This window comes from Enterobacter sp. BNK-29, from assembly GCF_048684785.1.
Lineage (GTDB): Bacteria > Pseudomonadota > Gammaproteobacteria > Enterobacterales > Enterobacteriaceae > Enterobacter > Enterobacter cloacae_M.
In genome coordinates this window covers 2,501,131-2,524,854 of record NZ_JBLQTU010000001.1, presented here as the reverse complement: position 1 = coordinate 2,524,854, position 23,724 = coordinate 2,501,131, and the positions used below count along the sequence as shown (strand labels likewise).

Genomic DNA, 23,724 nt, shown 5'->3' with positions numbered 1-23,724 from the left:
ATTTCAAGCAATACGCGGTGCATAAACTACTATGGCCGTTCACGCGCCTTGTGTTTTTTATGGCTTATTGCCCCGTACATCATGCTGTTCGTTCCTCTGTTTTTAACCCGACGCCGGGATACAGAAGAGAGTTGAAGGAATAAAAAAACAACGCCACCTCACGGTGGCGTTGTTTTTTTCAGTACTGGTCTCTGTCTAACCAGTTACCGCTTACAATCCGCGTTAACCCTTCGACCGGACGCTGGTAGACATACATCCACGCACTTCCGTACGGCGTCTGGATCAACTGGCGTGCGTATTCACCGCCCCTGGTGCGCAAGGCATCAAGTTCGGCAAGCGTCGCGTTATCAATACGATAGACTTCACCCTGTACTGTTCCTTCGCCCGGAACCGCGCCTGGATAGTGGCCCAGGCTGTACAACTGGTAGTTCTCGATATTGTAATTCCCCAGCAGCAGGGCATTGGTCATCCAGTGACTGTTGCCTTGCTTGGTTCGTAAACTGCCGTAGACAAATATTCGCATTGCTAAAACTCAAACTGATAGAGCAGATCAAGTGCCTGGTCTACGCCGGACACTGCTTCCAGATATAGCTTGGGCATCAGGCGATAGCGTAACGTGAGAGTTGCCAGTGAGTCAAAGATCCCCACACCATATTTTACCTGCAGACCCGGCAGTACATAGCCGCTGACCACCACCTGCGAGGAGTCACCCACGCCCTGGGTGTCCAGCGCCAGATTGCTTACGCCGAACGTCTCGCCGATTTTACCCACAACCTGCCCACTTTGTGCAACCCCCAGACCCACTAACATCGAGGTCATCGCCGCACTGTCGCTTTGTCCGCTGTCCAGACCTTGTCCACGCAGCAGATAAGAAAGAGCTTCCTGCTGCGACATCGCCGGGTCAGAGAAGATCTCCGCCTTCGGCTCGTCGGCAGAACCGGTGACGCGAACGCCAGCAATGACGTCGTTTTCCGTCGCTTCCGGGTTACGAATCGCTTCGATGTTCAACAGGGGCTGATCCGGTGGACCGGAGAACAGCAGCTCGCCTTTGCGCACAATCAGATCCTGACCATAGGCGTGGAAACGCCCTTCAGGAATAGTGATCTGCCCGTTCAGGCCAAGCCCTTGTTTATCCTGCGCCACTTTCAGGTCGCCCGTGAGCCTCGCCTTCAGCCCAAACGCATCCAACCGCACGTTATTCCCCACTTGCACGATAAGGTTACTATTAATCGGTATGCCAGCGCTCTTCTGTTCGACAGGTTTCAGATTTTCATTGAGCATAACTTCATCACTTGAGACGCCGACCGCGCTTTCCGGCACGTCGTGAACCACGATGCGCGCCCACGGCACGTCGACGCGCCCGTCAAGCGTGAAGAGGCTTGGCGTGGCTTCAAAGACCACATCAGGCGAAACGTCCAGGCGCACCATCGGCGGTACGGTGATGCGCACCTTGCTCCCCTTCGCGGCAATACGAGCGCGCCAGTTATCGATCTGGCTCCAGTCAGCGTCGCCGCTCAGGTTGATTTGCCCTTGCTGCGTCAATACCGAGCCGCTCAGCGTCGAGCTCATGCCGTTGAAGTTCATCGCAATCTGGCTGGGCTGCATATCGAACGGCATGAAGTTACCGTCGATATCCACGCCGCTGAGGCGCAGCTGACCGAACAGCTGCGGGCTTTGCACGTTACCGGCCAGGCGCAGGTTAGCGTTCAGCATGCCCTCCGCTTTTTCCCCGCGCGCGAAAATCGGGTTCACCATCGCCAGGTTGAAGTTACGGATGTTGACGTTGCCGCCCAGATTACGCCGTCCCTGCGGATCGGTAATCTGGACCTGCCCGTCCAGCTGACCGTTGTTGGTCAGGCGGATCGTCCACCCCAGCTGTGCGCGATTGTTATGCAGGTCAGCACTCAGGTTCAGGGTGTCGAACGCCACCGGCAGCGGCGCGTCGTTGACCTCCTGCGTCACCTTCACGTTACGCCCGGACAGCGTGACGCTGCCCTGCGGCAGCCCCTCTTTGGTGGTGTCCCAGGCCACATCGGCCTTCCCGCTGAAGACGCCGCTGGCCTGGGTTGTGTCCGGCATAAACGGCTTCAGCATCGCCAGATCGAAACGGTTGAGGTTGATCTGCGCGCGCCCTTCCGCACCCGCATCGATGGTCTGCGGCACGCACAGCTCCGCATTCGGGTTGGTCCAGCAGTGTGGCCCAATGCTGATCTTCTGCTCGGCGTTGCGGTAGTCGAGGGCAATGGATCGCGAGAGCGCCAGCGGCCCGACCGGCGTATTGAAGCGGGTGTTGTCCAGCGTCCCTTTCCAGCGTTCTTCCTTGCGGTCGAAGCTGCCGGTGAGGTGAAGCTGGCCGGAGACCGGCTCGCCCTGCACGCGCAGCTGGAGGTCGTGCTGCTTCTCGTTCCCTTTGGCGTCCAGGGTGACCAGGTTAATGTTCACGTCCGGCTGAGAAATACGCTCCACGCGCAGGTTCAGGCTACCGCCTATCTGATCGGTAGATTTCACATCCCCTTCCACGCGGACGCGGGCAACGCTCAGCTCCTGCCAGCGCAGGTTATTGGCGGTAATGTCCGCCAGCAGCTGCGGCGCCTCCACCGTACCGCGCACTTTCACGAGACCTTTCGCCGTGCCGCCCAGACCCGGCAGGGCGTTGTCGAGATTCGGCGCATCGATGGTGGCGTCCAGATTGAGATCCTTCACCCCCAGCTCGCCTTTGATATCCGCCGTGTTGCGGCCCAGCGCCACGTGCAGCCCCGGGATAACCCACTGCAGATAGCTGTTGCCTTTCACCGAGCCTTCAACGTTAACCTTGTTCTGCTTCACGTTCCCGGTGAGCTTAATTTCCGGTACGTCCATCTGCCACGTACCGCCGTACAGGCTGCCGCGGGTTTTAATCAGGCCATCCAGCTTCGACGGCCAGTCCGGCACCTCTTTGGCGGTGTTAATGCCCGTCAGCTTCAGCTCGCCGCGCCAGCTGATCGCCTGCTGCCAGTCGAGCAGCGCGGTCAGCTCGGTTTTACCTTCCAGCGCAGCGACGGTCAGCTTGTCGAGGTTGACCTGCTGTTCGTTGCCCTTCGCATCCAGCGCGATGTTAGCGGGCGGCACGCCCTGCCCCTTCACCGCGGTGCGGAACGAGAGCGTGTAGTCGGTCATCTTGCCGCTCAGCTTCAGCTTCAGGTCATCGGCCTGGAACTGCTTTTCGCCGGTGAACGGCCAGGAAAGCTGCTTGCTGACAACCTCAAGATTGAGCGGCAGCCCGGCTTCCGCCAGCTGCGTTTGCGCGCGCAGGACCATGTCCACCGGGCCGGAGAGATTCACCCCGACGTCCAGCTTATCGCGCAGCGCCCCGCCCACTTTGACCTTCACCTTTTCGCCTTTTAGCGGATCGATGTTGAGGGCACTGTTAAGCGTAATGTCCACCGGCCAGTTGTCGCGCAGCAGGGCATTCCCCGACGCATTCACCGAGCCCTGATTGGTGTCGATATCCAGCGCGTCGAGCTTCATATTGCCGTCAATGCTGCTGACTTTCAGCAGCATGGTGTAGACCGTCAGATCGGTATCGCCGGTCAGGCGCAGCTGCTCGCCTTTGAACTCCTCGATATTAAGGTTCAGCGGCAGATGAACGTCGGTCATTTCCGGCAGGACAGGCTTCGAGAAGAGATCTTTCAGCGTTTCGCCCAGCGGCTTTTCTTCCGGCTGCGGGTTCTGGATCTTCGGCTCGACGATCTCTTCCTGCGCCACGTCGGCCACCTTCGGCAGCGCGATCAGCAAGCCCTGCAGGGACGTCGGCGTCAGGGTGAGGTTTTTCTCCTGCCAGCGCAGGCCGGAGGTGAAATCCATCACGGACACGGTGGTGTCGTCGATTTTGATATTGACGTTATCGAGCGCGACCCGATAGAGCGCGATCGGGTACGGCGTGGAGAGATTCAGCGGGCCGCTGTCCTCCTCTTCGACCGGAGCAGACTTCGGCATTTTTTTTGAATCTATCGCCACGTTGACGTCTTTAAGCGACAGATCGTTGACGCAGAGCTTGCTGTCACGCAGGCAGCCCAGCTTCACCGCCAGGTGGAACTCCCCGGCGTTCACCGCCACGCCCGGCTGCTCGTAGCGGATGTTCTTCAGACGCAGATCGCGCCAGCCGCCCGTTACCTGGCCAATCTCCAGCCCCGGCACCCAGCGGTTCGCAGCGTTAAAAAGCAGATGCAGCCCGGTCGTCGTTCCCACCAGAAACGCCACCGTACCGAGCAGCAGCACGATAAAAATCAGCACCCCGAGGCTTATTTTCTTCCATAAACTCATAATTCAGGCCCCAGACCGATGTAAAACTGTAATCCGTGTTCTTCTTTGTCGCCGACAGGCACGGCGAAGTCGAGCTTGATGGGCCCGACGGGTGACTGCCAGCGTACGCCCACGCCCGCGCCGGTTTTAAAGTCGCTGCGGCGGATATCGTTCACCGCTTCCCCGCCGTCAACAAACATGGCGCCCCACCACTTTCCGCTGACGTTGTACTGATACTCCAGCGATCCGGTCGCCAGTTTTGACGCACCGGTCAGCTGGCCCTTTTCGTTCTCAGGTGAGATCGATTTGTACTTATACCCACGAATGCTGCGGTCGCCCCCGGCAAAGAAGCGCAGATCCGGCGGAACGCGCTCGAAGTCTCCCGTTTCAATCCAGCCGAGATTGCCGCGCATCACAAAGCGGTGTTTGTCATACAGCGTGCGGATCCAGACGTTTTGCGCCTGCAGGACGGAGAAGTCCACGTCGGAGCCCCAGGCGGAGTTGGAATAATCAATGGAGTAGCGCTGCGAGTCGCCCCAGGTAGGCATCAGCCCCCCGCGCGAGCGGGTACGGCTGATCATCACGCCCGGATAAAGCAGCATGGTGGTATTGGTAACATTGGCCTGGGTAAAGTGGTCCAGGCTCCAGCGCAGGTTGATGGCGCGCTGCCAGCCGCTGGAGAGATCCCAGAAGCGGGAGACCGCAAGCGTCGTAGAGTCCTGCTTGGTGTCGTTCAAGTCGGTGCGCTTAAAACCGCCCTGCACAAGGTAATATTGCTCAAGCGGATTTTTCAGCAGCGGCATTTTGTAGCTGAAATCCAGCTGCTGCTCGGGCGCAGAGAGGCTCAGGCTGGTGGTCAGGCTGTGACCGTACGAGTTCATCCACGGCTTTTTCCACGAGGTTCTCACGCGTGGTCCAACATCCGTCGAGTAGCCAACACCGGTCTCAATGGTGTTCTCGGTGCGCGGCGAAACAACGCCATGCAGCGGCAACACCTTCGTTTTGCGAGACTTATCAAATTCCGGTGCGACAACCACGGAGTTAAACCAGCCGGTAGCGGAAAGACGACGGTTCAGTTCCGCCAGGTCCCTCGACTGGTAGTAATCCCCTTTTTTGAACGGCACGAGGTTTTGCAGGTACTCTTCACGAATTTGCGAACCTTCAAACGTGACGTCGCCAAAGCGGTAGCGTTCTCCGCTGTCGTAGTCGATATCCCAGAAGGCCTGACGCCGATCCAGCGCAATCCCCAGCTGGCTTTTATTGAACTGGCTGTCGAAGTAGCCCTTACGCAGGGAAACGTTCGTCAGCTCTTTTTTGAAATGGTCGTAGTCACCGTGGTTAAGCACGGTACCGATTTTCGGCCGCGTGCTGAGCAGGTCCAGGTAATCCCGGTCGGTACGCGCTCCGCCGCGCAGGATGACGTTCGTACCACCAATCAGTACCGGCTCGCCCGGCGAAACGCGGGCAATAAGGACCTGGCGCCCCTTCTTTGGCGGCGGACGGAGGTCAAAATCAATGGTGGGTTCGTAATACCCCAGCGCTTTCAGCCCTTCACGGATGGCGTCATCCACGCGCGCGCGAAAACGCCGGTCCGGCGTCACCTCATCACTCTGGATGGTCGACAACTGCGCACGCACGTTTTTTTGTAGCGCCCCGGATAACCCCTCAACCTGCAAACGGACATTCGCCGCGCTGGCAATCCCGCTTGTCAGCAACACACTGACTAAACATAACTGGCGGATTTTTGTCACGTTTTCTCCTGAATATCCCTGTTTCCACCCTGGAAGCAAATGAAGTACCGCTCCGCGGCAAAATACGGCCTGTAGCCAAAAACCCGAATCGCGGGTTGAAAATGGGTGTAACACCCAAATATTTCTTATGATTAAATCTAGACTGATTCAGCGCATTTATTGTGTTCAATTAAACGCTTCGTGACAACCTTAACTGAAACATCGCACCCCGGGAGGCCCCATCGTGAGTTTATTCGACAAAAAGCATCTGGTTTCACAAGCTGATGCATTACCGGGACGCAACACCCCTATGCCCGTGGCGACCTTACACGCCGTCAATAACCATTCCATGACCAACGTGCCGGAGGGAATGGAAATCGCCCTGTTCGCCATGGGCTGTTTCTGGGGCGTTGAGCGCCTCTTCTGGCAGCTGCCCGGCGTTTACAGCACGGCGGCTGGCTACACGGGCGGCTACACGCCGAACCCTACCTATCGCGAAGTCTGCTCCGGCGAAACCGGGCATGCGGAAGCGGTGCGCGTGGTCTATGACCCTGCGGTAATCAGCTACGAACAGCTGCTGCAGGTCTTCTGGGAGAACCACGACCCGGCGCAGGGCATGCGTCAGGGCAACGACCACGGCACACAGTACCGTTCGGCTATTTATCCGCTCACTCCGGAGCAGGATGCCGCCGCGCGCGCCAGCCTTGAGCGTTTCCAGCAGGCCATGCGTGAAGCGGGCGATACGCGCGAGGTGACGACGGAAATCACCACCGCGAAACCGTTCTACTATGCCGAGGACGATCACCAGCAGTATCTGCATAAAAACCCGTACGGCTACTGCGGTATCGGGGGCATTGGCGTCTGCCTGCCGCCACAGCTGGCCTGATACCTACCCAGCGCCACGCGAGCCGCGTGGCGCTCAAAGAAGTGACAGCGTTGTCTCATAGCTTAACATCCATCCACCAGCCGCCCCCGCCGGCCATCTTCGCCAAATTGTGACCTCTGGCAGATTTACATCTCTTTACGCTATACTACCCGCTGAAATAATCGGCTCAACGCTACGAGCTGATTTTCAATGTGTTTTCACACAAATGGTATCAACTCCCCTTCTGAGGATCTGGCGAAAAGCCGGATAAACTATGTTAAACAGTATTTTAGTAATACTTTGTCTGATTGCCGTCAGCGCGTTTTTCTCGATATCTGAGATCTCGCTGGCCGCGTCCCGTAAAATCAAACTGAAGCTGCTTGCCGATGAAGGCAACATCAATGCCACCCGCATCCTGAAAATGCAGGAAAACCCCGGGATGTTCTTCACCGTGGTGCAGATTGGCCTCAACGCGGTCGCCATTCTCGGCGGTATCGTGGGTGATGCGGCGTTTTCCCCGGCGTTTTATAGTCTGTTTGTTAAGTACATGTCCATTGAACTGGCCGAACAGCTCAGCTTTATCCTCTCCTTCTCGCTGGTAACCGGCCTGTTCATCCTCTTTGCAGACCTGACCCCGAAACGCATCGGTATGATTGCGCCAGAAGCTGTGGCTTTGCGTATCATCAACCCGATGCGCTTCTGTCTGTACGTGTTTCGTCCGCTGGTGTGGTTCTTCAACGGCCTGGCGAACGTGATTTTCCGCATCTTTAAGCTGCCTATGGTGCGTAAAGACGACATCACCTCTGACGACATCTATGCGGTAGTAGAAGCCGGCGCGCTGGCCGGGGTGCTGCGCAAGCAAGAGCACGAGCTGATTGAGAACGTGTTCGAACTGGAATCCCGTACCGTACCGTCTTCCATGACGGGCCGTGAAAGCATTATCTGGTTCGATTTACATGAAGACGAGCAGAGCCTGAAGAACAAAGTGGCGCAGCATCCGCACTCTAAGTTCCTGGTCTGTAATGAAGATATTGACCACATCATCGGTTACGTCGACTCCAAAGACCTGCTGAACCGCGTGCTGGCAAACCAGAGCCTGGCGCTTAACAGCGGCGTGCAGATCCGCAACACCCTGATTGTGCCGGACACTCTGACGCTCTCAGAAGCGCTGGAAAGTTTCAAAACCGCCGGGGAAGACTTTGCGGTTATCATGAACGAATACGCGCTGGTGGTGGGTATTATCACCCTGAACGACGTGATGACCACGCTGATGGGCGACCTGGTTGGCCAGGGGCTGGAAGAGCAGATTGTTCAGCGTGACGATAATTCATGGCTGATTGATGGCGGCACGCCGATTGAAGACGTAATGCGCGTGCTGGATATCGACGAGTTCCCGCAGTCCGGTAACTACGAGACCATTGGCGGCTTTATGATGTTTATGCTGCGTAAGATCCCGAAACGTACCGACTCGGTGAAGTTCTCCGGCTACAAGTTTGAAGTAGTGGATATTGATAACTACCGCATCGACCAGCTGCTGGTGACGCGCATCGATAATAAACCGACCGTACTGGTACCGAAGCTGCCGGACGCGGAAGAGAAGGTGTCGGCGTAAAGTACTAGCCCCTACAAACATCAACGGCTCCCATTGGGAGCCGTTTTTTTAACTACTGCATAGCACGTTGGTTAAGCCATCTCAGTCTGCAGACGCATAACCTGACGGTTGACTTCGGACATCACAGACAGGTGCTGTTTGTCCTTCACTTTTGGGACAAGGATCTTGCCCTTATCAAACTCAAAAGCGCCAACATCCTTGATATACAACCGTCCACGGAACAGGATCTTCACGTACTTCGCCACCTGAAGCGGGTTGTAGCGTTGGAAAATTTTCATTCTTGTATCTCCTGCGAATCATACGCTCTTGCGGTGCCACAATCGGCCCGACTGTCCTGAGCGCAAATTTTAATGCCCAATGACTATAGACCAGAACTACGGTGTTACCCAGTGTGCATAAGTTTATTTACCGTTTGATTACAATTATTCAGAATAATCTTTGCAAAGCGTGACCAGGCGCAGTATAAGCCGTCGTTTTTTCATGGATATGTGCGTTCGCCCGCAAACTGGCATCGGGATTGCGGGAAAACCACATTGATCGCACTTATGATTAAAGCGCAAGACCAAGTGGTCGGATCACCTGCAAACAATAAGGAAACGCCATGACCCTACGTAATATCCTTGCAGCAGCCTGCCTGCTGCTGCCTCTGTGGGCTTCCGCTCACAACATTGAAAAAGGACAACGTGTACCGCCAGTCGGCATTGCTGACCGGGGAGAATTGATTCTCGACAATGATAAGTTTAGCTACAAACCCTGGAATAGCGCGCAGCTCGCGGGCAAAGTGAGAGTTGTACAACATATTGCCGGTCGTACATCCGCAAAAGAGAAAAATGCCAACCTGGTGGAAGCGATCAAGACCGCAAAATTCCCTCACGACCGCTACCAGACGACCACCATTGTTAACACCGACGACGCCATTCCGGGCTCCGGAATGTTTGTGCGCTCAAGCCTTGAGAGCAATAAAAAGCTCTACCCGTGGTCGCAGTTTATCGTCGACAGCAACGGCGTAACCCGTAAGGCCTGGCAGCTGGAGGAAGAGAGCTCCGCGATTATCGTGCTGGATAAAGAGGGCCGCGTACAGTGGGCGAAAGACGGCGCGTTAACCCAGGAAGAGGTGCAGCAGGTTGTCGACCTGCTGCATAAGCTGCTGGCTCAGTAGATAGAGACGCGGAAGCCGGGGTTGAGGAAGGATTCACGCGGGGTATAGTCCAGCGGCTTGCCCTGCCAGTCATGAACATGCGCCCCGGCGGCCGCGGCAACGGCATGACCTGCCGCGGTATCCCAGACGTTGGTTGGCCCAAAGCGAGGGTAGAGCTGCGCGTGGCCTTCCGCCACCAGGCAGAATTTCAGCGATGAGCCAATCGAGGTGGTTTGGTGTTCACCCAGCTGCTGCAGGTACTCCTGCAGTTCGCTGTCGCTGTGCGAGCGGCTAATCACCACCAGCGGTGGACGCGCATCGCGCACCTGGATCTGCTTGCGCACGCCGCACTCTTCCTTCCACGCCTTCCCTTCTGCAGCGCTGTACATCACCTTCATTACCGGCGCGTAGACCACGCCCAGCACCGCTTTGCCCTTCTCAATCAGGGCGATATTGACGGTGAATTCACCGTTGCGCTTGATGAACTCTTTTGTCCCGTCCAGCGGATCGACCAGCCAGTAACGCTGCCAGTGCTGGCGCTCGTCCCAGCTTTGCGGCGCTTCTTCTGACAGAACGGGGATGTCCGGCGTTAAGGTCTGTAACCCTTTCAGGATCACCTTATGCGCCGCGATATCCGCCGCCGTGACCGGAGAGTCGTCGGCTTTGCTGACCACCTCCATAGGTTTACTGCCGTCATATACCTGCATGATGGCATCTCCCGCATCCCGTGCGAGCTGACAAATTTTATCTAGCATTTTCCACCTCTTTGTTAACGCAGTGAGGTTAACTCTTTGTTTTAGTTATATCGTAATGTGAACAATTCCGCTATCTGTGAAGCAATTCCGGTTTCAGGTTACTTTTTTCTGTCAGGATTCACATTTCTGTAAGCAACAAGCTATAGATACATACTCTTTTGTGCTCCGCATCGAAAAAAGGACTCCTCTGATGATTAAGTTTAGTGCAACGCTTCTGGCGACGCTGATTGCAGCGAGCGCGCAGGCGGCGACGGTAGATCTGCGTATTCTGGAAACGACCGATCTGCACAGCAACATGATGGACTTCGATTACTACAAAGATACCCCGACGGAAAAATTCGGCCTGGTACGCACGGCAAGCCTGATCGATGCGGCACGTGGCGAAGTGAAAAACAGCGTGCTGGTCGACAATGGCGATCTGATTCAGGGCAGTCCGCTCGGGGATTACATGGCGACCAGGGGGCTGAAAAAAGGCGAGATCCATCCTGTTTATAAAGCGATGAACACCCTGGATTACACCGTCGGCAACCTCGGTAACCACGAATTCAACTACGGTCTGACATACCTGCACGATGCGCTCGCCGGTGCGAAATTCCCGTACGTTAACGCCAATATCATCGACGTTAAGACGCAAAAGCCGCTCTTTACCCCTTACCTGATTAAAGAGACCAACCTCGTCGACCAGGACGGTAAAAAACAGACGCTGAAAATCGGCTATATCGGCTTTGTGCCGCCGCAGATCATGACGTGGGATAAAGCCAACCTCGACGGCAAAGTGACCGTTAAAGACATCACCGAAACCGCGCGGAAATACGTGCCGGAAATGCGCGAAAAAGGCGCCGATCTGGTGGTCGTTGTCGCCCACTCGGGTCTCTCCGCCGATCCGTATCAGGCCATGGCAGAAAACTCCGTTTACTATCTGAGTGAAGTTCCGGGCATCGACGCGATCCTGTTCGGCCACGCCCACGCGGTCTTCCCGGGAAAAGATTTCGCCAGCATCAAAGGGGCAGACATTGAGAAAGGGACGCTCAACGGCGTGCCGTCGGTGATGCCGGGCATGTGGGGCGACCATCTTGGCGTGGTGGATCTGGTGCTGAACAACGACGACGGCAGCTGGAAGGTGACGCAGTCAAAAGCCGAAGCGCGCCCGATTTACGACGCTGCGGCTAAAAAATCTCTGGCGGCGGAAGATAAAAAACTGGTCGACGTGCTGAAGCACGATCACGACGCCACGCGCGAATTTGTCAGCAAGCCGATCGGCAAATCCGCCGACAACATGTACAGCTTCCTGGCGCTGGTGCAGGACGACCCGACCGTTCAGGTCGTCAACATGGCGCAGAAAGCCTATGCCGAACACTTTGTGCAGGGCGATCCGGATCTGGCAAAACTGCCGGTTCTGTCAGCGGCTGCGCCATTCAAGGTGGGCGGGCGTAAGAACGACCCGGCAAGCTATGTTGAAGTCGAAAAGGGCCAGCTGACCTTCCGTAACGCCGCCGATCTCTACCTCTACCCGAACACGCTGGTGGTGGTAAAAGCGACGGGCCAGGAGGTGAAAGAGTGGCTGGAGTGCTCTGCCGGACAGTTTAACCAGATTGACCCGCACAGCAGTAAGCCGCAGTCGCTGATTAACTGGGACGGCTTCCGTACCTATAACTTCGACGTGATCGACGGCGTAAACTACCAGATTGACGTCACCCAGCCGGCGAAATATGACGGCGAGTGTCGGGCGATCAACCCGCAGGCGGAGCGCATCAAAAACCTGACCTTCAACGGCAAGGCGATCGACACGAATGCCACCTTCCTGGTCGTGACCAATAACTACCGCGCCTATGGCGGTAAGTTTGCCGGTACGGGAGATAGCCACATCGCCTTTGCCTCGCCGGACGAGAACCGCTCGGTGCTGGCGGCGTGGATCAGCGCGGAGTCGAAGAAGGCGGGCGAAATTCATCCGGCAGTGGACAACAACTGGCGTCTCGCGCCGATCCACAGCGATACGAAACTGGATATCCGCTTCGAAACATCGCCGTCCGATAAGGCAGCCGCGTTTATCAAGGATAAAGCCCAGTATCCGATGAAGAAGGTCGCGACGGATGATATCGGGTTCGCGATTTATCAGGTGGATTTGAGTAAGTAAAAACAAAACGGCAACATGCGTTGCCGTTTTTGGTGTTCGTTCCCTCTCCCTGTGGGAGAGGGATCCTCAGTAATTTTCCAACTCGAAGCGATGAGTTTGTCTTCAGAAAAATTAATGAATTGCAGCGACACCCTGGTCCGGCTGTAAATCGCCGAAGCGTTTCCGCAAGGCCGGGGCGAGGCGCAGGGATGCGCCGAGAGGGTGTGGCCTGCAGGGATGCAGGCTCATGCCCGACCCGATAGCCTGAAGGAATAAGCTGAGGGCACCGCGAAGCGGCGATTTACCACCGGGAGCCCGGGTCGCCAGGGTGGTGGCGATTGAGCCACCCTGGCACGTTCACCGGTCATGTCGTTACAGAGTAGCAAGGAACATAAAGTGAACGGAATGACCTCCACAGCCGTATGTTCCCCCTCACCCCAACCCTCTCCCTCAAGGGAGAGGGGGTCGCCCACGCTGGCCTTAGGTCAGGGTGAAGACATCAGGCCGCACGATCGTCCCGATTCGCCATCACCTTCGGCGTATTCACCTCAATCCAGTCCGCCAGCGCGGCGACCTTCTCGCTGACCTCAATTCCCATCTGCGTCAGACTATACTCAACGTGCGGCGGCACCACCGGATACGACACGCGATCGACAAACCCGTCCAGCTCCAGCGCCTGGAGTGACTGCGACAGCATCTTTTCGCTCACCCCGCCCATTTTACGGCGCAGATCGCTAAAGCGATGCGTACCCTGGCGCAGGGCCAGCAGAATCAGGACGCCCCAGCGGCTAGTCACGTGTTTGAGCACCTCGCGTGAAGGACACTGTTCGGCGAAAAGATTGCCATCGCGCATTTGTTCGCTGAGCGTCGGTATCGTTGTTTTCATACTTACCTTTTTGTACGTACTTACTAAAAGTTAGCTATGGTGCTAGTGTGCCACAACACCAGACAAACACGAAGGAGATTCATCATGATCGCGATTACCGGCGCTACTGGCCAGCTTGGCCATCTCGTTATCGAACAGCTGCTGAAAACCGTACCGGCCAGCCAGATTGTGGCCATCGTACGTAACCCGGCGAAAGCGCAGGCCTTAAGCCAGCAGGGAATTGTGGTTCGTCAGGCGGACTACACGGATGAAGCCGCATTCACCGCCGCGCTGAGCGGCGTGGATAAGCTGCTGCTGATCTCTTCCAGCGAAGTCGGCCAGCGCGCGACCCAGCACCAGAACGTAATTAACGCCGCCAAAACGGCTGGCGTGAAATTTATCGCCTACACCAGCCTGCTGCATGCGGACAACTCCCCGCTGGGCCTGCACGTTGAACACGTTGCCACTGAAAAAGCGCTGGCGGCATCCGGCATTCCTTATGCCCTGCTGCGCAATGGCTGGTATACCGAAAACTACCTGGCGAGCGCGCCGCCTGCGCTGGAACACGGCGTGTTTATTGGTGCGGCAGGCGAAGGCAAAATTGCCTCTGCCACCCGTGCAGACTATGCCGCGGCGGCAGCGAAAGTGATCGCTGAAGAGGGCCACGCGGGCAAGGTCTATGAACTGGCGGGCGACCACGGCTGGACGCTGAGCGAACTGGCGGCTGAACTCAGCAAACAGAGCGGGAAGCCGGTAGCCTATCAGAATCTCAGTGAAGCGGATTTTGCCGCCGCGCTGAAAAGCGTCGGTCTGCCTGCCGGGCTGGCAGATATGCTGGCGGACTCCGATGTGGGTGCGTCCAAAGGGGGACTCTTTGACGATAGCCATACGTTGAGCAAACTGATCGGGCGCGCAACGACGCCGCTGGCGCAGAGCATTAAAGCCATTCTGTAACGGTATCACCGTTCTTTCCTGCGGCCGGGTGATTTCCCTTACCCGGCCCGCTCATATTTATTAATAATAAAAACAGATATAACGATTAAAAGTCCGGGTATTCTTTATCCGTCGCGTACGTTATCGGTTTTTCAAATCCAGGAATGGTGATGCCATTCATATCAATCTTAATATCTTCCTCATTTATCCCCTGCTGGCCGAAAAGATAAATGACATTGAGTTCACCCTGCGACGCCGCCTGGTCGTACGCGTTAGCCTGACGTCGCACCTGCCGATTACGCTGCTGATAATCCGCAAACACCGCGTCCCCATAGCGTTTGCGCAACCATTGATGGGTAAGCTTTGGCGAGTAAACCACCCCCGTGGCATTATTACCGCCAAAGCCTTTTGAATTAATAAAAGCGATTTGTCCCTGGCCTTCCTCTAATTTACAGTCCTGAAGAGGAATGGTTAAGCGCGCATTGTTCACCTGCGGCGCGATGTGGGACACGCTTTTCGTTCCCGGCAAAATACCATAGCGGAATACGCCGAGGCAGCCGATCAGCTGGTCGCCGCTGGCGGGCCCCAGAGAGTGGCCGAGATACGATTTCACCGCCGTCACCGGCCAGTCGCGAATCGAAAAGGCTTGCGCAACGCGGTCAAAAATATCCGCCTCGGAGACGCAATTCTTCGGCGTGCTTGATCCGTGCGCCTGAATAAACGATCCCTTCTGCACCGTCTCCATCCCGGCCATCGATACCGCAGAGGCTACGGCTTTCGCCATGGTGATGTAGTTCCCCGGCCCCGGCGACGCAATAGAACGTTTAAAGCCGTCAGCGTTGATGAAGACATTCCCCACCGAACCGTGGATCTCTGCGCCAAGCTGCAGCGCCAGCTCGTCGTCCATTAGCACGACATACTGGCTGGATTCTGCGATAACAAAACCGCAGCTGTTGCCAAACGGGCGGCTGCTGTTGCGCCAGTCGGCCGTTTCCGTTTCATCAATGTGCTTAAGCTTGCTCTGTGTTGCCAGGGCGCCCATGGCATCGAAGCCTTCAATCACTTCTGAGGTAACCGGCGCTTCGGCGCTGCCAACGACGGCTACGCGAATGCGCCCCGCTTTGATATCTTCGACTGCCGCATTCAGGTTATACAGAAACGTGGCGCACGCCCCCAGCGTGGCGCTGGTATGACCGACGCTACCCAGCACATAGGCATTGAGGAAATCGGCGCACATGCTGTTCAGGCCCAGCGGGCACTGTTTGGCGCTAACGCGATGGCCTTTCAGGCGCGACTGCAGCATTCCGCCAAAGCCATAATCGTCGAGCTGCCCCATGATATTGCCCGAATAGACGCCGAGCTGATCCGGCGTGATTTTGGCCTGTATCTCTCGCCACGGGATCCCCAGGGCGTTGATGGCGTCTGACGCCCCGACAATCGCCATCTGCAACGCCCGCGGATGGAACTGTGAATTGTAATGGTCGCCCGGGCGGAATCCCTGCGGCAACAGCCCTGCTGCCTGAACCTCCGTGCGCAGCAACGCCTCAATTTTGCAATCCATCTCTCCCTGAACGGTAATACGGACACGCCGATCCGCTAATTCTTCAACGTGCCATCCCGCCGGTAAGGGTTGAGGTAATTGCCTGGCAGATATATTAAAACTGAATCCCTCTTCGCCTGAAACCATATTCAATTTTGCATGGCTGGCAATAGCATCGACATCAAAATAGTCGCGCGTAATTTTTCTGATAAGGGTTCCCTCAAGCACCTCGTCTTTTATCCTCGCGGCGGCCTGAGCAGGTGTGAATCTTTTACCGTAAATATCGCAATACCCACCTTTATCATATTTAAGGACGCCCATCAGAATGGCTAACGATAATAATGTTTCCTGCCTTTCCTCTTCCGATAATGACTCAATAATCATTCGACGAAATGCATGATGTGAAGAACTACGACCAGCTGGACCATAGCCACCAAAAGCCGTTATTACGGGTAATTTCACCATAATTTATTCTCTCGTGGTCGTGGATTTATTTTATTAAGTAAGTGCGATAATTTCAGATATTAGTTTACAAATCACCGACAAAAGCTAATATGAAAATCCAGCCAAAACGCTGACTTTTTTGGCCACGGCAACGATGAGCTACCAAAAATAATAGTCAAAACAGGTATTAATCAAAAATGACAAATACACAAATAGGATTTGTGTTATGTGAACGCATGCTAAGTTCCGGTCTCAGTCTTCCGATTGAAATGTGGAAAGCGGCAGCCAGTAGCTATTTAGCTGAGCAAAAAACAACATCCCACGCAGGCACGCACAAACCGGAGAAGTCACCCTTCAGGCTCTGTCGCCCGGAGAATATTCTGAAGGTGAATACCATTGGCATAAACAGCGAGCCCATCTTGACGCACAGTGGCTTTAGCATTACCGCCGATACCACCCTTGTCGAAGACAAACACTATGACGTTATCTATCTTCCTGCCCTGTGGCGCAATCCTCGCGCAGTGGTCAGACAACAGCCTGAACTTCTGGAATGGCTGACCGAGCAGGCCGCGCGAGGAACCCGCATCGCCGCCGTCGGAACGGGCTGCTGTTTTCTGGCGGAGTCGGGACTGCTCAACGGAAAGCCCGCCACCACCCACTGGCACTACTTCAAACAATTCTCGCGCGACTACCCCAGCGTAAAATTACAGACAAAGCATTTTCTCACTCAGGCCGATAATATTTTCTGCGCCGCAAGCGTTAAGGCTCTGTCAGATCTGACGATCCATTTTATAGAAACAATATACGGGAAACGTGTAGCCACACATACTCAACGGACATTTTTCCATGAAATTCGTAGCCAGTTTGAACGCCAATGTTACAGTGAAGAAAACAAGCCCCATCCGGATGAAGATATTATTCAAATTCAAATCTGGATAAAAGCCAACTGCGCCTCGGATATATCCATGCAGAATCTTGCAGATATGGCTGGCATGAGTTTGCGCAACTTTAATCGCCGCTTTAAAAATGCCACCGACATGTCCCCTCTGCAGTATTTATTAACCACCAGAATTGAATCCGCCATGACAATGCTGCAATCCACCAACCTGTGTATTCAGGAGATTGCAAATGCGGTTGGATATCAGGATATTGCGCACTTTAATCGCCAGTTTAAGCATAAAACCACGGTTTCACCGGGGGATTACCGTAAGACCGTCCGGGCAAAGATGTTTAGTGCATAAACTGCGGTCATCTCTGATAATGAAAAGATGACCACGAGGAGGCTCAACGTGCAAGGCGTACCGGAACAGTTTAATGATGAAAGAGACAGCGCGCGCTTTCGCCATCTGGCGCAGCTGCCGGGCCTGGAGCTTTATCACGCGCATATTTCTGACTACGCCTTTGAGCCTCACACCCATGAAGCCTTCGGGATCGGCACGATTGAAACCGGCGCCGAACGCTTTCGCTATCGCGGTATCCAGCATCTCGCGGCGGAAAAATCCGTCGTCACCATGAACCCGGACGAGATCCATACCGGTGAATCCGCCACCGAAGGCGGCTGGCGCTACCGGATGGTCTATATCGAACCCGATCTGCTGGAAGAGGTGACCGGCCTCCGGCACTGGTGGTTTAGCGATGTCACGCGCCATGACCCGCTTCGCTCGCAGCAAATCGGCAGGCTGATTTACGGCCTGTGGCACACGGACGATCCGCTTGCGCAAAAAGGATTACTGCTGGACCTGATTGAGACCTTCCGGCCGCTGGCCCATCACGCGCCTGTGATTCAGGAAGGCGCACACCGCTTCGAACGCGTGCGCGAGTATCTGCACGACAACTATATGCGCGCCCTGACGCTGGACGAGCTGGCCAGCGTCGTTTCGCTCAGCCCGTACCATTTCCAGCGCCAGTTCAAAGCCCATTTTCACGTTACGCCGCACCAGATGCTGATGGCCATTCGCCTCTGGCGCGCCAAAGCGTTCCTCACCCACGGCATGCCCGCCGCCGAAGTGGCAGCCGCGACCGGGCTGACGGACCAGTCTCATTTAACCCGCGCGTTTACCCACCGCTACGGCATTACCCCCGTGCGCTACCAGAAGCAGGTCACCCGGCGCTAATGCGCAACCTCATACAATACGCGCGCATTTTCCCCTCTTACACTGCATGCAGCGTAAATACCTGTGGATGGAAAAATGATTAGTGGAGTGTTGTATGCCCTGCTGGCCGGGTTGATGTGGGGGCTGATTTTTGTCGGCCCGCTGATCGTGCCCGAGTATCCGGCAATACTGCAGTCGACCGGGCGTTATCTGGCGCTGGGGCTGATTGCCCTGCCCCTGGCGTGGCTGGGACGCGCGCGCTTGCGTCAGCTCAGCCGTCAGGACTGGGGCACCGCGCTGGCGCTGACCATGATGGGCAATCTTATCTACTACGTTTGCCTTGCGAGTGCCATTCAGCGTACCGGTGCGCCGGTATCTACCATGATTATCGGCACGCTGCCGGTCGTTATCCCCGTCTTTGCTAACCTGCTCTACAGCCACCGCGATGGCAAACTGGCGTGGTCAAAAATGGCGCCGGCGCTGGTATGCACCGCCGTGGGGCTGGTATGCGTCAATATTGCCGAACTGCGTCACGGGCAGGCGGATGTTGACCTGTGGCGTTACGGTTCTGGCATTGTGCTGGCGTTCATTTCCGTGGCGTGCTGGGCATGGTATGCCCTGCGCAACGCGCGCTGGCTGCGGGAGAACCCTGACAAGCATCCGATGATGTGGGCGACGGCGCAGGCGCTGGTTACGCTGCCCGTCTCGCTGGTGGGCTATGCCGGCGCGTGCATCTGGTTAGGCCATCAACAGCCAGACTTCGCCCAACCCTTCGGGCCAAGACCCTGGGTGTTTATCGGCCTGATGGTGGCGATTGCGGTGCTTTGCTCATGGGTGGGCGCGCTGTGCTGGAACATTGCCAGCCAGAAGCTGCCAACGGTGATTTTAGGGCCGCTGATTGTCTTCGAAACCCTGGCCGGACTGCTTTATACCTTCCTGATGCGCCAGAGCGTGCCGCCGCTATTTACGGCCTGCGGGATCGCGCTGCTGGTGGTGGGAGTGGTGATGGCGGTAAGAGCGAAGCCGGAAAAACCGAGTGTCGTTCCGGCGTCGGAGATGTGAGCATTGCCCGGCGGCGCTGCGCTTGCAGGGCCTACTAAACCGTAGGCCCGGTAAGGCGTAACCGCCACCGGGCAAGCCCTTAAAACGTTTCCCAGTTCCCTTCAGACGCCGCCGCTGCGGGCTGCGCTTTTGGCACGTAGGTTTTCACCGGCGCCGCTTTGACCGCCTGATTGCGGGTGATTTTGAATACCGCCACCGCTTCGTTCAGGCGTGCAGCCTGATCTTCCAGCGCCGCCGCCGCGGCCGCAGACTCCTCTACCAGCGAGGCGTTCTGCTGGGTCACGCGGTCCATCTCGGCTACCGCCTGGCCCACCTGGTCAATACCGCGGCTCTGCTCGTCAGAGGCCGAGGCAATTTCGCCCATGATGTCGGTGACGCGGGTGACCGCATTGACGATCTCCGCCATCGTCTCCCCGGCTTCGTTAACCAGCTGGGAGCCCGCGTTCACGCGCTCGCCGGAATCATCGATCAGCGCTTTGATCTCTTTCGCCGCCTGGGCGCTGCGCTGAGCGAGAGTACGCACTTCCCCAGCCACGACCGCAAAACCACGGCCCTGCTCGCCCGCGCGCGCCGCTTCCACCGCCGCGTTTAGCGCCAGGATGTTAGTCTGGAAGGCAATACCGTCGATCACGTTAGTAATTTGCGCGATTTTACTGGAGCTGGTGGCGATTTCGTCCATCGTACGCACCACGCCTTCAACCACGTTCCCGCCCTTCTTCGCCGTAGAGGAGGCGTCCAGCGCCAGACGGGAAGCCTGACGCGCGTTATCGGCGTTCTGCTTCACGGTTGCCGTCAGCTGTTCCATGCTGGCTGCCGTCTCTTCCAGAGACGCGGCCTGCTGCTCGGTGCGGGAAGAGAGGTCGTTACTGCCCGCAGAGATTTCGCCTGCACCAGTGTAAATCGTATCTGCGCCTTCACGCACCACGCCCACGGTGTTCGCCAGCGAGGTCTGCATCTCCTGAACGTTACGCGCCAGGATAGCCATTTCGTTCTTACCTTCAGCCTGAATCGGCTGGGTTAAATCCCCTGCCGCAATGGCGCGAATATGGTTAATCACCTCTTCCAGAGGCAGCAGCAGCACGCGGCGCATGGCTACCCAGCTGGAGATAATCACCACAATCACCAGCAGCATAACCGCAGAGAGGATCCAAAGGATGCGCTTGTAGTCGCTCTCATTGTCCTGGATGCCTTTATCGGTAAGCGTTGCCTGCGCTTCGCGCCATTCACGGTAAACCGCCTGCATCGCGGTCTGCTTTTGCTCCGCATTCTGCTTGAACATGTCTTCCAGATTGCCCTGGCTCAGCAGAACGTTCATTTGCGTCAGCGTTGCAGAGTAAATGCGGTACTGCTCTTCGAGCCGGTTAGCCAGGTTCTCGTCCAGGCCCGGCGTATTTGGCAGGGCATAGTATTTATCGTAATGGACCTGCGCATCGGCGAGCAGATTTTTCGCCGTGTTGACCAGCTCATTAAGCTGCCCACCGTTAATCTGAGAGGCCATGCTGCTTTGCAGACGCAGCATCCCGCGGTTCAGCGTCACGCGCGCCTGGTTCAGGCTGATCCACGCATCGGTAAACTCCGCCACGTTCTTGCTGGAGAGCTGCGACACGGTGAAATTGTCTTTATCGTTATTCAGCGCGTTGATAAAGATACCCGCGGAAATCACTTGCATGATGCCGAGCACAAGCAGCACCGAAATCAGAAGGGTAATGACTTTTATACGTTTAAACATGCGTTGCCTTTGTTATATGCAGGTTTGTCTGACGTGGATATATCGGCAGGCGCGGCGGGTTGTTTACTGTTTCTACACCTTTAAAAAGTTTCTAAACCACTTTCCTAAGTCCATTCAGAGAGTTAAACGGGGTATTTTTTGTGATCTGCTTCTCACTTTCCCCCTTCCCTCTAAAGGGTTATAGCGCTGGCTTAAAGATGCATTTAATATGCACCTTATATTGTTGATGACGAGGTAACTGCTATGGCCTTTCGCGACCAACCCCTTGGCGAGCTGGCGCTCTCCATTCCTCGCGCTTCTGCGCTGTTCCGTAAATACGATATGGATTACTGCTGCGGCGGTAAGCAAACCCTGGCGCGTGCGGCCTCACGCAAGGAGCTGGACGTTGAGGTGATTGAATCAGAGCTGGCGCTGCTGGCCGAGCAGACCGTCGACAAAGACTGGCGAGCCGCCCCGCTCGCTGAAATCATCGACCATATCATCGTGCGTTACCATGACCGTCACCGTGAACAGCTGCCGGAACTGATCCTGCAGGCGACCAAAGTTGAGCGCGTCCATGCCGACAAACCGTCCGTACCGCGCGGCCTGGCAAAGTATCTGACCCTGCTGCACGAAGAGCTTTCCAGCCATATGATGAAAGAAGAGCAGATCCTTTTCCCGATGATTAAGCAGGGAATGGGAAGCCGTGCGATGGGGCCTATCAGCGTGATGGAAAGCGAGCATGATGATGCGGGTGAACTGCTGGAAGTGATCAAACACACCACCCACAATGTCACGCCGCCGCCAGAAGCGTGCACAACGTGGAAAGCGATGTACAACGGCATTAACGAGTTGATTGACGACCTGATGGAACACATCAGTCTTGAGAACAACGTTCTGTTCCCGCGGGCATTAGCTGGGGAATAAAAAAGGCCGCTGCGGCCTGATGCCCTCACCCCGGCCCTCTCCCACGGGGAGAGGGTGCAGAAACTAAAAACGGCAACCGAAGTTGCCGTTTTGCTTTTACCTTACGCCTGCCATACGTTTCTTACCGATAAACACCCAGCCCAGCCCCAGCGCGATAAACCACAGCGGCGTGACGATGAGTGCCTGACGGGTATCATCTTCCAGCGTCAGCAGAACCAGCACGAAGACGAAGAACGCCATGCATACCCAGCACATCAGCTTGCCCAGCGGCATCTTGTAGATCGATTTTTCATGCAGGTGCGGGCGCTTCTTGCGGTACACCAGGTATGAACAGAGGATGATGGTCCAGACGAACATAAACAGGATCGCAGAGACCGTGGTAATCATGGTGAACGCGCCAATCACGCTTGGGTTCACGTAGAGCATCACCACGCCGCCCAGCAGGCACATGCAGGAGAAGGTCAACCCTTTTGCCGGTACCGCGCGCTTCGACAGCTTGGCGAACGCGCTCGGTGCCACGCCTTCCTGCGCCAGGCCAAACAGCATACGGCTGGTGGAGAACACGCCGCTGTTCGCGGAAGATGCCGCAGAGGTCAGCACCACGAAGTTAATCAGGCTCGCGGCGGCAGGCAGGCCTACCAGCACGAACAGCTCAACGAACGGGCTCTTAGTTGGCACCACGGAGCTCCACGGCGTCACGGACATAATGACGATCAGCGCGAAGACGTAGAACATGATGATACGCAGCGGAATAGAGTTAATCGCGCGCGGGAGAGACTTCTCGGGATCTTTGGTCTCCGCTGCCGTCGTGCCCACCAGCTCGATGCCCACGAACGCAAATACCGCGATCTGGAAGCCGGCAAAGAAGCCGCTAATACCTTTCGGGAACCAGCCGCCGTCATTCCACAGATGGGTAAACGACGCCTGAACGCCCGTTGGCGACTGGAAGTGGGTGAGCACCATCACCAGACCCACGACGATAAGCCCGACAATCGCCACGATTTTGATCATCGCGAACCAGAACTCCATCTCACCGAACATTTTAACGGTGGCGAGGTTAAGGCTCAGCAGCAGAACAATGACCGCCAGCGAGGCGACCCAGTCCGACAGCCCCGGGAACCAGAACTGTGCGTAGGCGGTAATCGCCACGACGTCCGCCATACCGGTGACGACCCAGCAGAACCAGTAGGTCCAGCCGGTGAAATAGCCCGCCCACGGCCCGAGCAGGTCAGAAGCGAAGTCGCTAAAGGATTTGTATTCGAGGTTCGAGAGCAGCAGTTCACCCATTGCGCGCATCACGAAGAAGAGCATAAAACCGATGATCATATAAACGAAGATGATCGACGGCCCGGCGAGACTGATGGTTTTGCCTGACCCCATAAACAGCCCGGTACCGATGGCACCCCCAATCGCAATGAGCTGAATATGACGGTTTGTGAGATTGCGCCGTAGCGACTGTTCAGACGTCGCCTCTTCTGTAGCGGCGACTTTGACCTGATCTACCATGTAATTTTCCTGTTTATGCCTGTCTGTGTTGTTAAGGCTCTTCTGGCCTTTAAAAACGTCAAAAAAATGACGTCCCTTTGTAAGGGTTTATCGATATTAGGTAAGAATCGGCGGGATGAATACTATGATTTAGATATTATGTTAATAATATG

18 protein-coding genes are annotated in these 23,724 nt (G+C 56.1%); 9 read left to right on the top strand and 9 right to left on the bottom strand.

Features of this window, described 5'->3' with window-relative positions:
* Positions 1 to 178: 178 nt before the first annotated feature.
* Genes ACMGGX_RS12060 through tamA form a run of 3 tightly spaced genes read right to left on the bottom strand, consistent with a single transcriptional unit; the run spans position 179 to position 6,032 of the window.
* Positions 179 to 523, bottom strand: coding sequence for a gamma-glutamylcyclotransferase family protein (locus tag ACMGGX_RS12060; protein WP_014830431.1), 345 nt, complete (start codon positions 521 to 523; stop codon positions 179 to 181).
* Between the two features lie 2 nt (positions 524 to 525).
* Positions 526 to 4,302, bottom strand: a complete 3,777-nt coding sequence (tamB, locus tag ACMGGX_RS12055; RefSeq protein ID WP_420298404.1) for an autotransporter assembly complex protein TamB — start codon at positions 4,300 to 4,302, stop codon at positions 526 to 528.
* Positions 4,299 to 6,032, bottom strand: a complete 1,734-nt coding sequence (gene tamA, locus ACMGGX_RS12050; RefSeq protein WP_063440661.1) for an autotransporter assembly complex protein TamA — start codon at positions 6,030 to 6,032, stop codon at positions 4,299 to 4,301. Before tamA ends, tamB begins: the two co-directional genes overlap by 4 nt.
* Positions 6,033 to 6,255: 223 nt before the next feature.
* Here tamA and msrA point away from each other — a divergent pair, with 223 nt between their 5' ends.
* Both msrA and ACMGGX_RS12040 read left to right on the top strand, forming a co-directional pair.
* On the top strand, positions 6,256 to 6,897 hold the full coding sequence (msrA, locus tag ACMGGX_RS12045; RefSeq protein ID WP_023310171.1) for a peptide-methionine (S)-S-oxide reductase MsrA: 642 nt from the start codon (positions 6,256 to 6,258) through the stop codon (positions 6,895 to 6,897).
* Between the two features lie 253 nt (positions 6,898 to 7,150).
* Positions 7,151 to 8,488, top strand: coding sequence for a hemolysin family protein (locus tag ACMGGX_RS12040; RefSeq protein ID WP_420298403.1), 1,338 nt, complete (start codon positions 7,151 to 7,153; stop codon positions 8,486 to 8,488).
* A 71-nt stretch (positions 8,489 to 8,559) separates the two neighbouring features.
* Here the strand turns inward: ACMGGX_RS12040 and ACMGGX_RS12035 are convergent, their stop codons facing one another.
* On the bottom strand, positions 8,560 to 8,766 hold the full coding sequence (locus ACMGGX_RS12035) for a DUF1107 domain-containing protein (RefSeq protein WP_008501430.1): 207 nt from the start codon (positions 8,764 to 8,766) through the stop codon (positions 8,560 to 8,562).
* Between the two features lie 323 nt (positions 8,767 to 9,089).
* Here ACMGGX_RS12035 and ACMGGX_RS12030 point away from each other — a divergent pair, with 323 nt between their 5' ends.
* The gene (locus tag ACMGGX_RS12030) at positions 9,090 to 9,647 is read left to right on the top strand and encodes a YtfJ family protein (RefSeq protein ID WP_063440659.1); all 558 of its coding nucleotides are present in this window, start codon (positions 9,090 to 9,092) and stop codon (positions 9,645 to 9,647) included.
* Here the strand turns inward: ACMGGX_RS12030 and cysQ are convergent.
* A complete protein-coding gene (cysQ, locus tag ACMGGX_RS12025) occupies positions 9,641 to 10,381 on the bottom strand; it encodes a 3'(2'),5'-bisphosphate nucleotidase CysQ (RefSeq protein ID WP_202770978.1) in 741 nt (246 codons plus the stop codon). The genes ACMGGX_RS12030 and cysQ overlap by 7 nt on opposite strands.
* Positions 10,382 to 10,571: 190 nt before the next feature.
* Between cysQ and ACMGGX_RS12020 the strand changes: the two genes are divergently transcribed.
* The gene (locus tag ACMGGX_RS12020; RefSeq protein WP_420298402.1) at positions 10,572 to 12,515 is read left to right on the top strand and encodes a bifunctional 2',3'-cyclic-nucleotide 2'-phosphodiesterase/3'-nucleotidase; all 1,944 of its coding nucleotides are present in this window, start codon (positions 10,572 to 10,574) and stop codon (positions 12,513 to 12,515) included.
* 478 nt (positions 12,516 to 12,993) lie between these two features.
* On the opposite strand, the gene ACMGGX_RS12015 is transcribed toward ACMGGX_RS12020, so the two are convergent.
* Positions 12,994 to 13,380 (bottom strand): helix-turn-helix domain-containing protein, encoded by a 387-nt coding sequence (locus ACMGGX_RS12015; RefSeq protein WP_325760287.1) that lies wholly within the window; start codon positions 13,378 to 13,380, stop codon positions 12,994 to 12,996.
* Positions 13,381 to 13,464: 84 nt separating this feature from the next.
* On the opposite strand from ACMGGX_RS12015, the gene ACMGGX_RS12010 reads away from it, so the two are divergent.
* The gene (locus tag ACMGGX_RS12010) at positions 13,465 to 14,313 is read left to right on the top strand and encodes an SDR family oxidoreductase (RefSeq protein WP_047743012.1); all 849 of its coding nucleotides are present in this window, start codon (positions 13,465 to 13,467) and stop codon (positions 14,311 to 14,313) included.
* A gap of 85 nt (positions 14,314 to 14,398) precedes the next feature.
* Here the strand turns inward: ACMGGX_RS12010 and ACMGGX_RS12005 are convergent, their stop codons facing one another.
* A complete protein-coding gene (locus ACMGGX_RS12005) occupies positions 14,399 to 15,853 on the bottom strand; it encodes a beta-ketoacyl synthase (RefSeq protein WP_275943078.1) in 1,455 nt (484 codons plus the stop codon).
* Between the two features lie 620 nt (positions 15,854 to 16,473).
* Here ACMGGX_RS12005 and ACMGGX_RS12000 point away from each other — a divergent pair.
* From ACMGGX_RS12000 to ACMGGX_RS11990, 3 genes are all read left to right on the top strand, one after another.
* A complete protein-coding gene (locus ACMGGX_RS12000) occupies positions 16,474 to 17,517 on the top strand; it encodes a GlxA family transcriptional regulator (RefSeq protein WP_420298401.1) in 1,044 nt (347 codons plus the stop codon).
* Between the two features lie 48 nt (positions 17,518 to 17,565).
* The gene (locus ACMGGX_RS11995; RefSeq protein WP_348561916.1) at positions 17,566 to 18,390 is read left to right on the top strand and encodes an AraC family transcriptional regulator; all 825 of its coding nucleotides are present in this window, start codon (positions 17,566 to 17,568) and stop codon (positions 18,388 to 18,390) included.
* Between the two features lie 75 nt (positions 18,391 to 18,465).
* The gene (locus tag ACMGGX_RS11990) at positions 18,466 to 19,431 is read left to right on the top strand and encodes a DMT family transporter (protein WP_420298400.1); all 966 of its coding nucleotides are present in this window, start codon (positions 18,466 to 18,468) and stop codon (positions 19,429 to 19,431) included.
* 79 nt (positions 19,432 to 19,510) lie between these two features.
* Here the strand turns inward: ACMGGX_RS11990 and ACMGGX_RS11985 are convergent, their stop codons facing one another.
* Positions 19,511 to 21,160, bottom strand: a complete 1,650-nt coding sequence (locus ACMGGX_RS11985; protein ID WP_126797363.1) for a methyl-accepting chemotaxis protein — start codon at positions 21,158 to 21,160, stop codon at positions 19,511 to 19,513.
* Between the two features lie 243 nt (positions 21,161 to 21,403).
* Here ACMGGX_RS11985 and ytfE point away from each other — a divergent pair, with 243 nt between their 5' ends.
* Positions 21,404 to 22,066: an iron-sulfur cluster repair protein YtfE gene (gene ytfE / locus ACMGGX_RS11980; RefSeq protein ID WP_420298399.1), complete on the top strand. Its 663-nt coding sequence runs from the start codon at positions 21,404 to 21,406 to the stop codon at positions 22,064 to 22,066.
* 96 nt (positions 22,067 to 22,162) lie between these two features.
* Here the strand turns inward: ytfE and cycA are convergent, their stop codons facing one another.
* On the bottom strand, positions 22,163 to 23,572 hold the full coding sequence (gene cycA, locus ACMGGX_RS11975; protein WP_063440647.1) for a D-serine/D-alanine/glycine transporter: 1,410 nt from the start codon (positions 23,570 to 23,572) through the stop codon (positions 22,163 to 22,165).
* Positions 23,573 to 23,724: the final 152 nt, after the last annotated feature.

Bases quoted from the DNA above. Each gene is read 5' to 3' on its own strand.
- ACMGGX_RS12015 (WP_325760287.1), bottom strand. From the start codon at position 13,380: ATGAAAACAACGATACCGACGCTCAGCGAACAAATGCGCGATGGCAAT.
- cycA (WP_063440647.1), bottom strand. From the start codon at position 23,572: ATGGTAGATCAGGTCAAAGTCGCCGCTACAGAAGAGGCGACGTCTGAA.
- ACMGGX_RS12000 (WP_420298401.1), top strand. From the start codon at position 16,474: ATGACAAATACACAAATAGGATTTGTGTTATGTGAACGCATGCTAAGT.
- ACMGGX_RS12035 (WP_008501430.1), bottom strand. From the start codon at position 8,766: ATGAAAATTTTCCAACGCTACAACCCGCTTCAGGTGGCGAAGTACGTG.
- ACMGGX_RS12020 (WP_420298402.1), top strand. From the start codon at position 10,572: ATGATTAAGTTTAGTGCAACGCTTCTGGCGACGCTGATTGCAGCGAGC.
- tamB (WP_420298404.1), bottom strand. From the start codon at position 4,302: ATGAGTTTATGGAAGAAAATAAGCCTCGGGGTGCTGATTTTTATCGTG.
- ytfE (WP_420298399.1), top strand. From the start codon at position 21,404: ATGGCCTTTCGCGACCAACCCCTTGGCGAGCTGGCGCTCTCCATTCCT.
- ACMGGX_RS11985 (WP_126797363.1), bottom strand. From the start codon at position 21,160: ATGTTTAAACGTATAAAAGTCATTACCCTTCTGATTTCGGTGCTGCTT.
- ACMGGX_RS12030 (WP_063440659.1), top strand. From the start codon at position 9,090: ATGACCCTACGTAATATCCTTGCAGCAGCCTGCCTGCTGCTGCCTCTG.
- ACMGGX_RS12040 (WP_420298403.1), top strand. From the start codon at position 7,151: ATGTTAAACAGTATTTTAGTAATACTTTGTCTGATTGCCGTCAGCGCG.
- cysQ (WP_202770978.1), bottom strand. From the start codon at position 10,381: ATGCTAGATAAAATTTGTCAGCTCGCACGGGATGCGGGAGATGCCATC.
- ACMGGX_RS12005 (WP_275943078.1), bottom strand. From the start codon at position 15,853: ATGGATTGCAAAATTGAGGCGTTGCTGCGCACGGAGGTTCAGGCAGCA.
- ACMGGX_RS11990 (WP_420298400.1), top strand. From the start codon at position 18,466: ATGATTAGTGGAGTGTTGTATGCCCTGCTGGCCGGGTTGATGTGGGGG.
- ACMGGX_RS12010 (WP_047743012.1), top strand. From the start codon at position 13,465: ATGATCGCGATTACCGGCGCTACTGGCCAGCTTGGCCATCTCGTTATC.
- ACMGGX_RS12060 (WP_014830431.1), bottom strand. From the start codon at position 523: ATGCGAATATTTGTCTACGGCAGTTTACGAACCAAGCAAGGCAACAGT.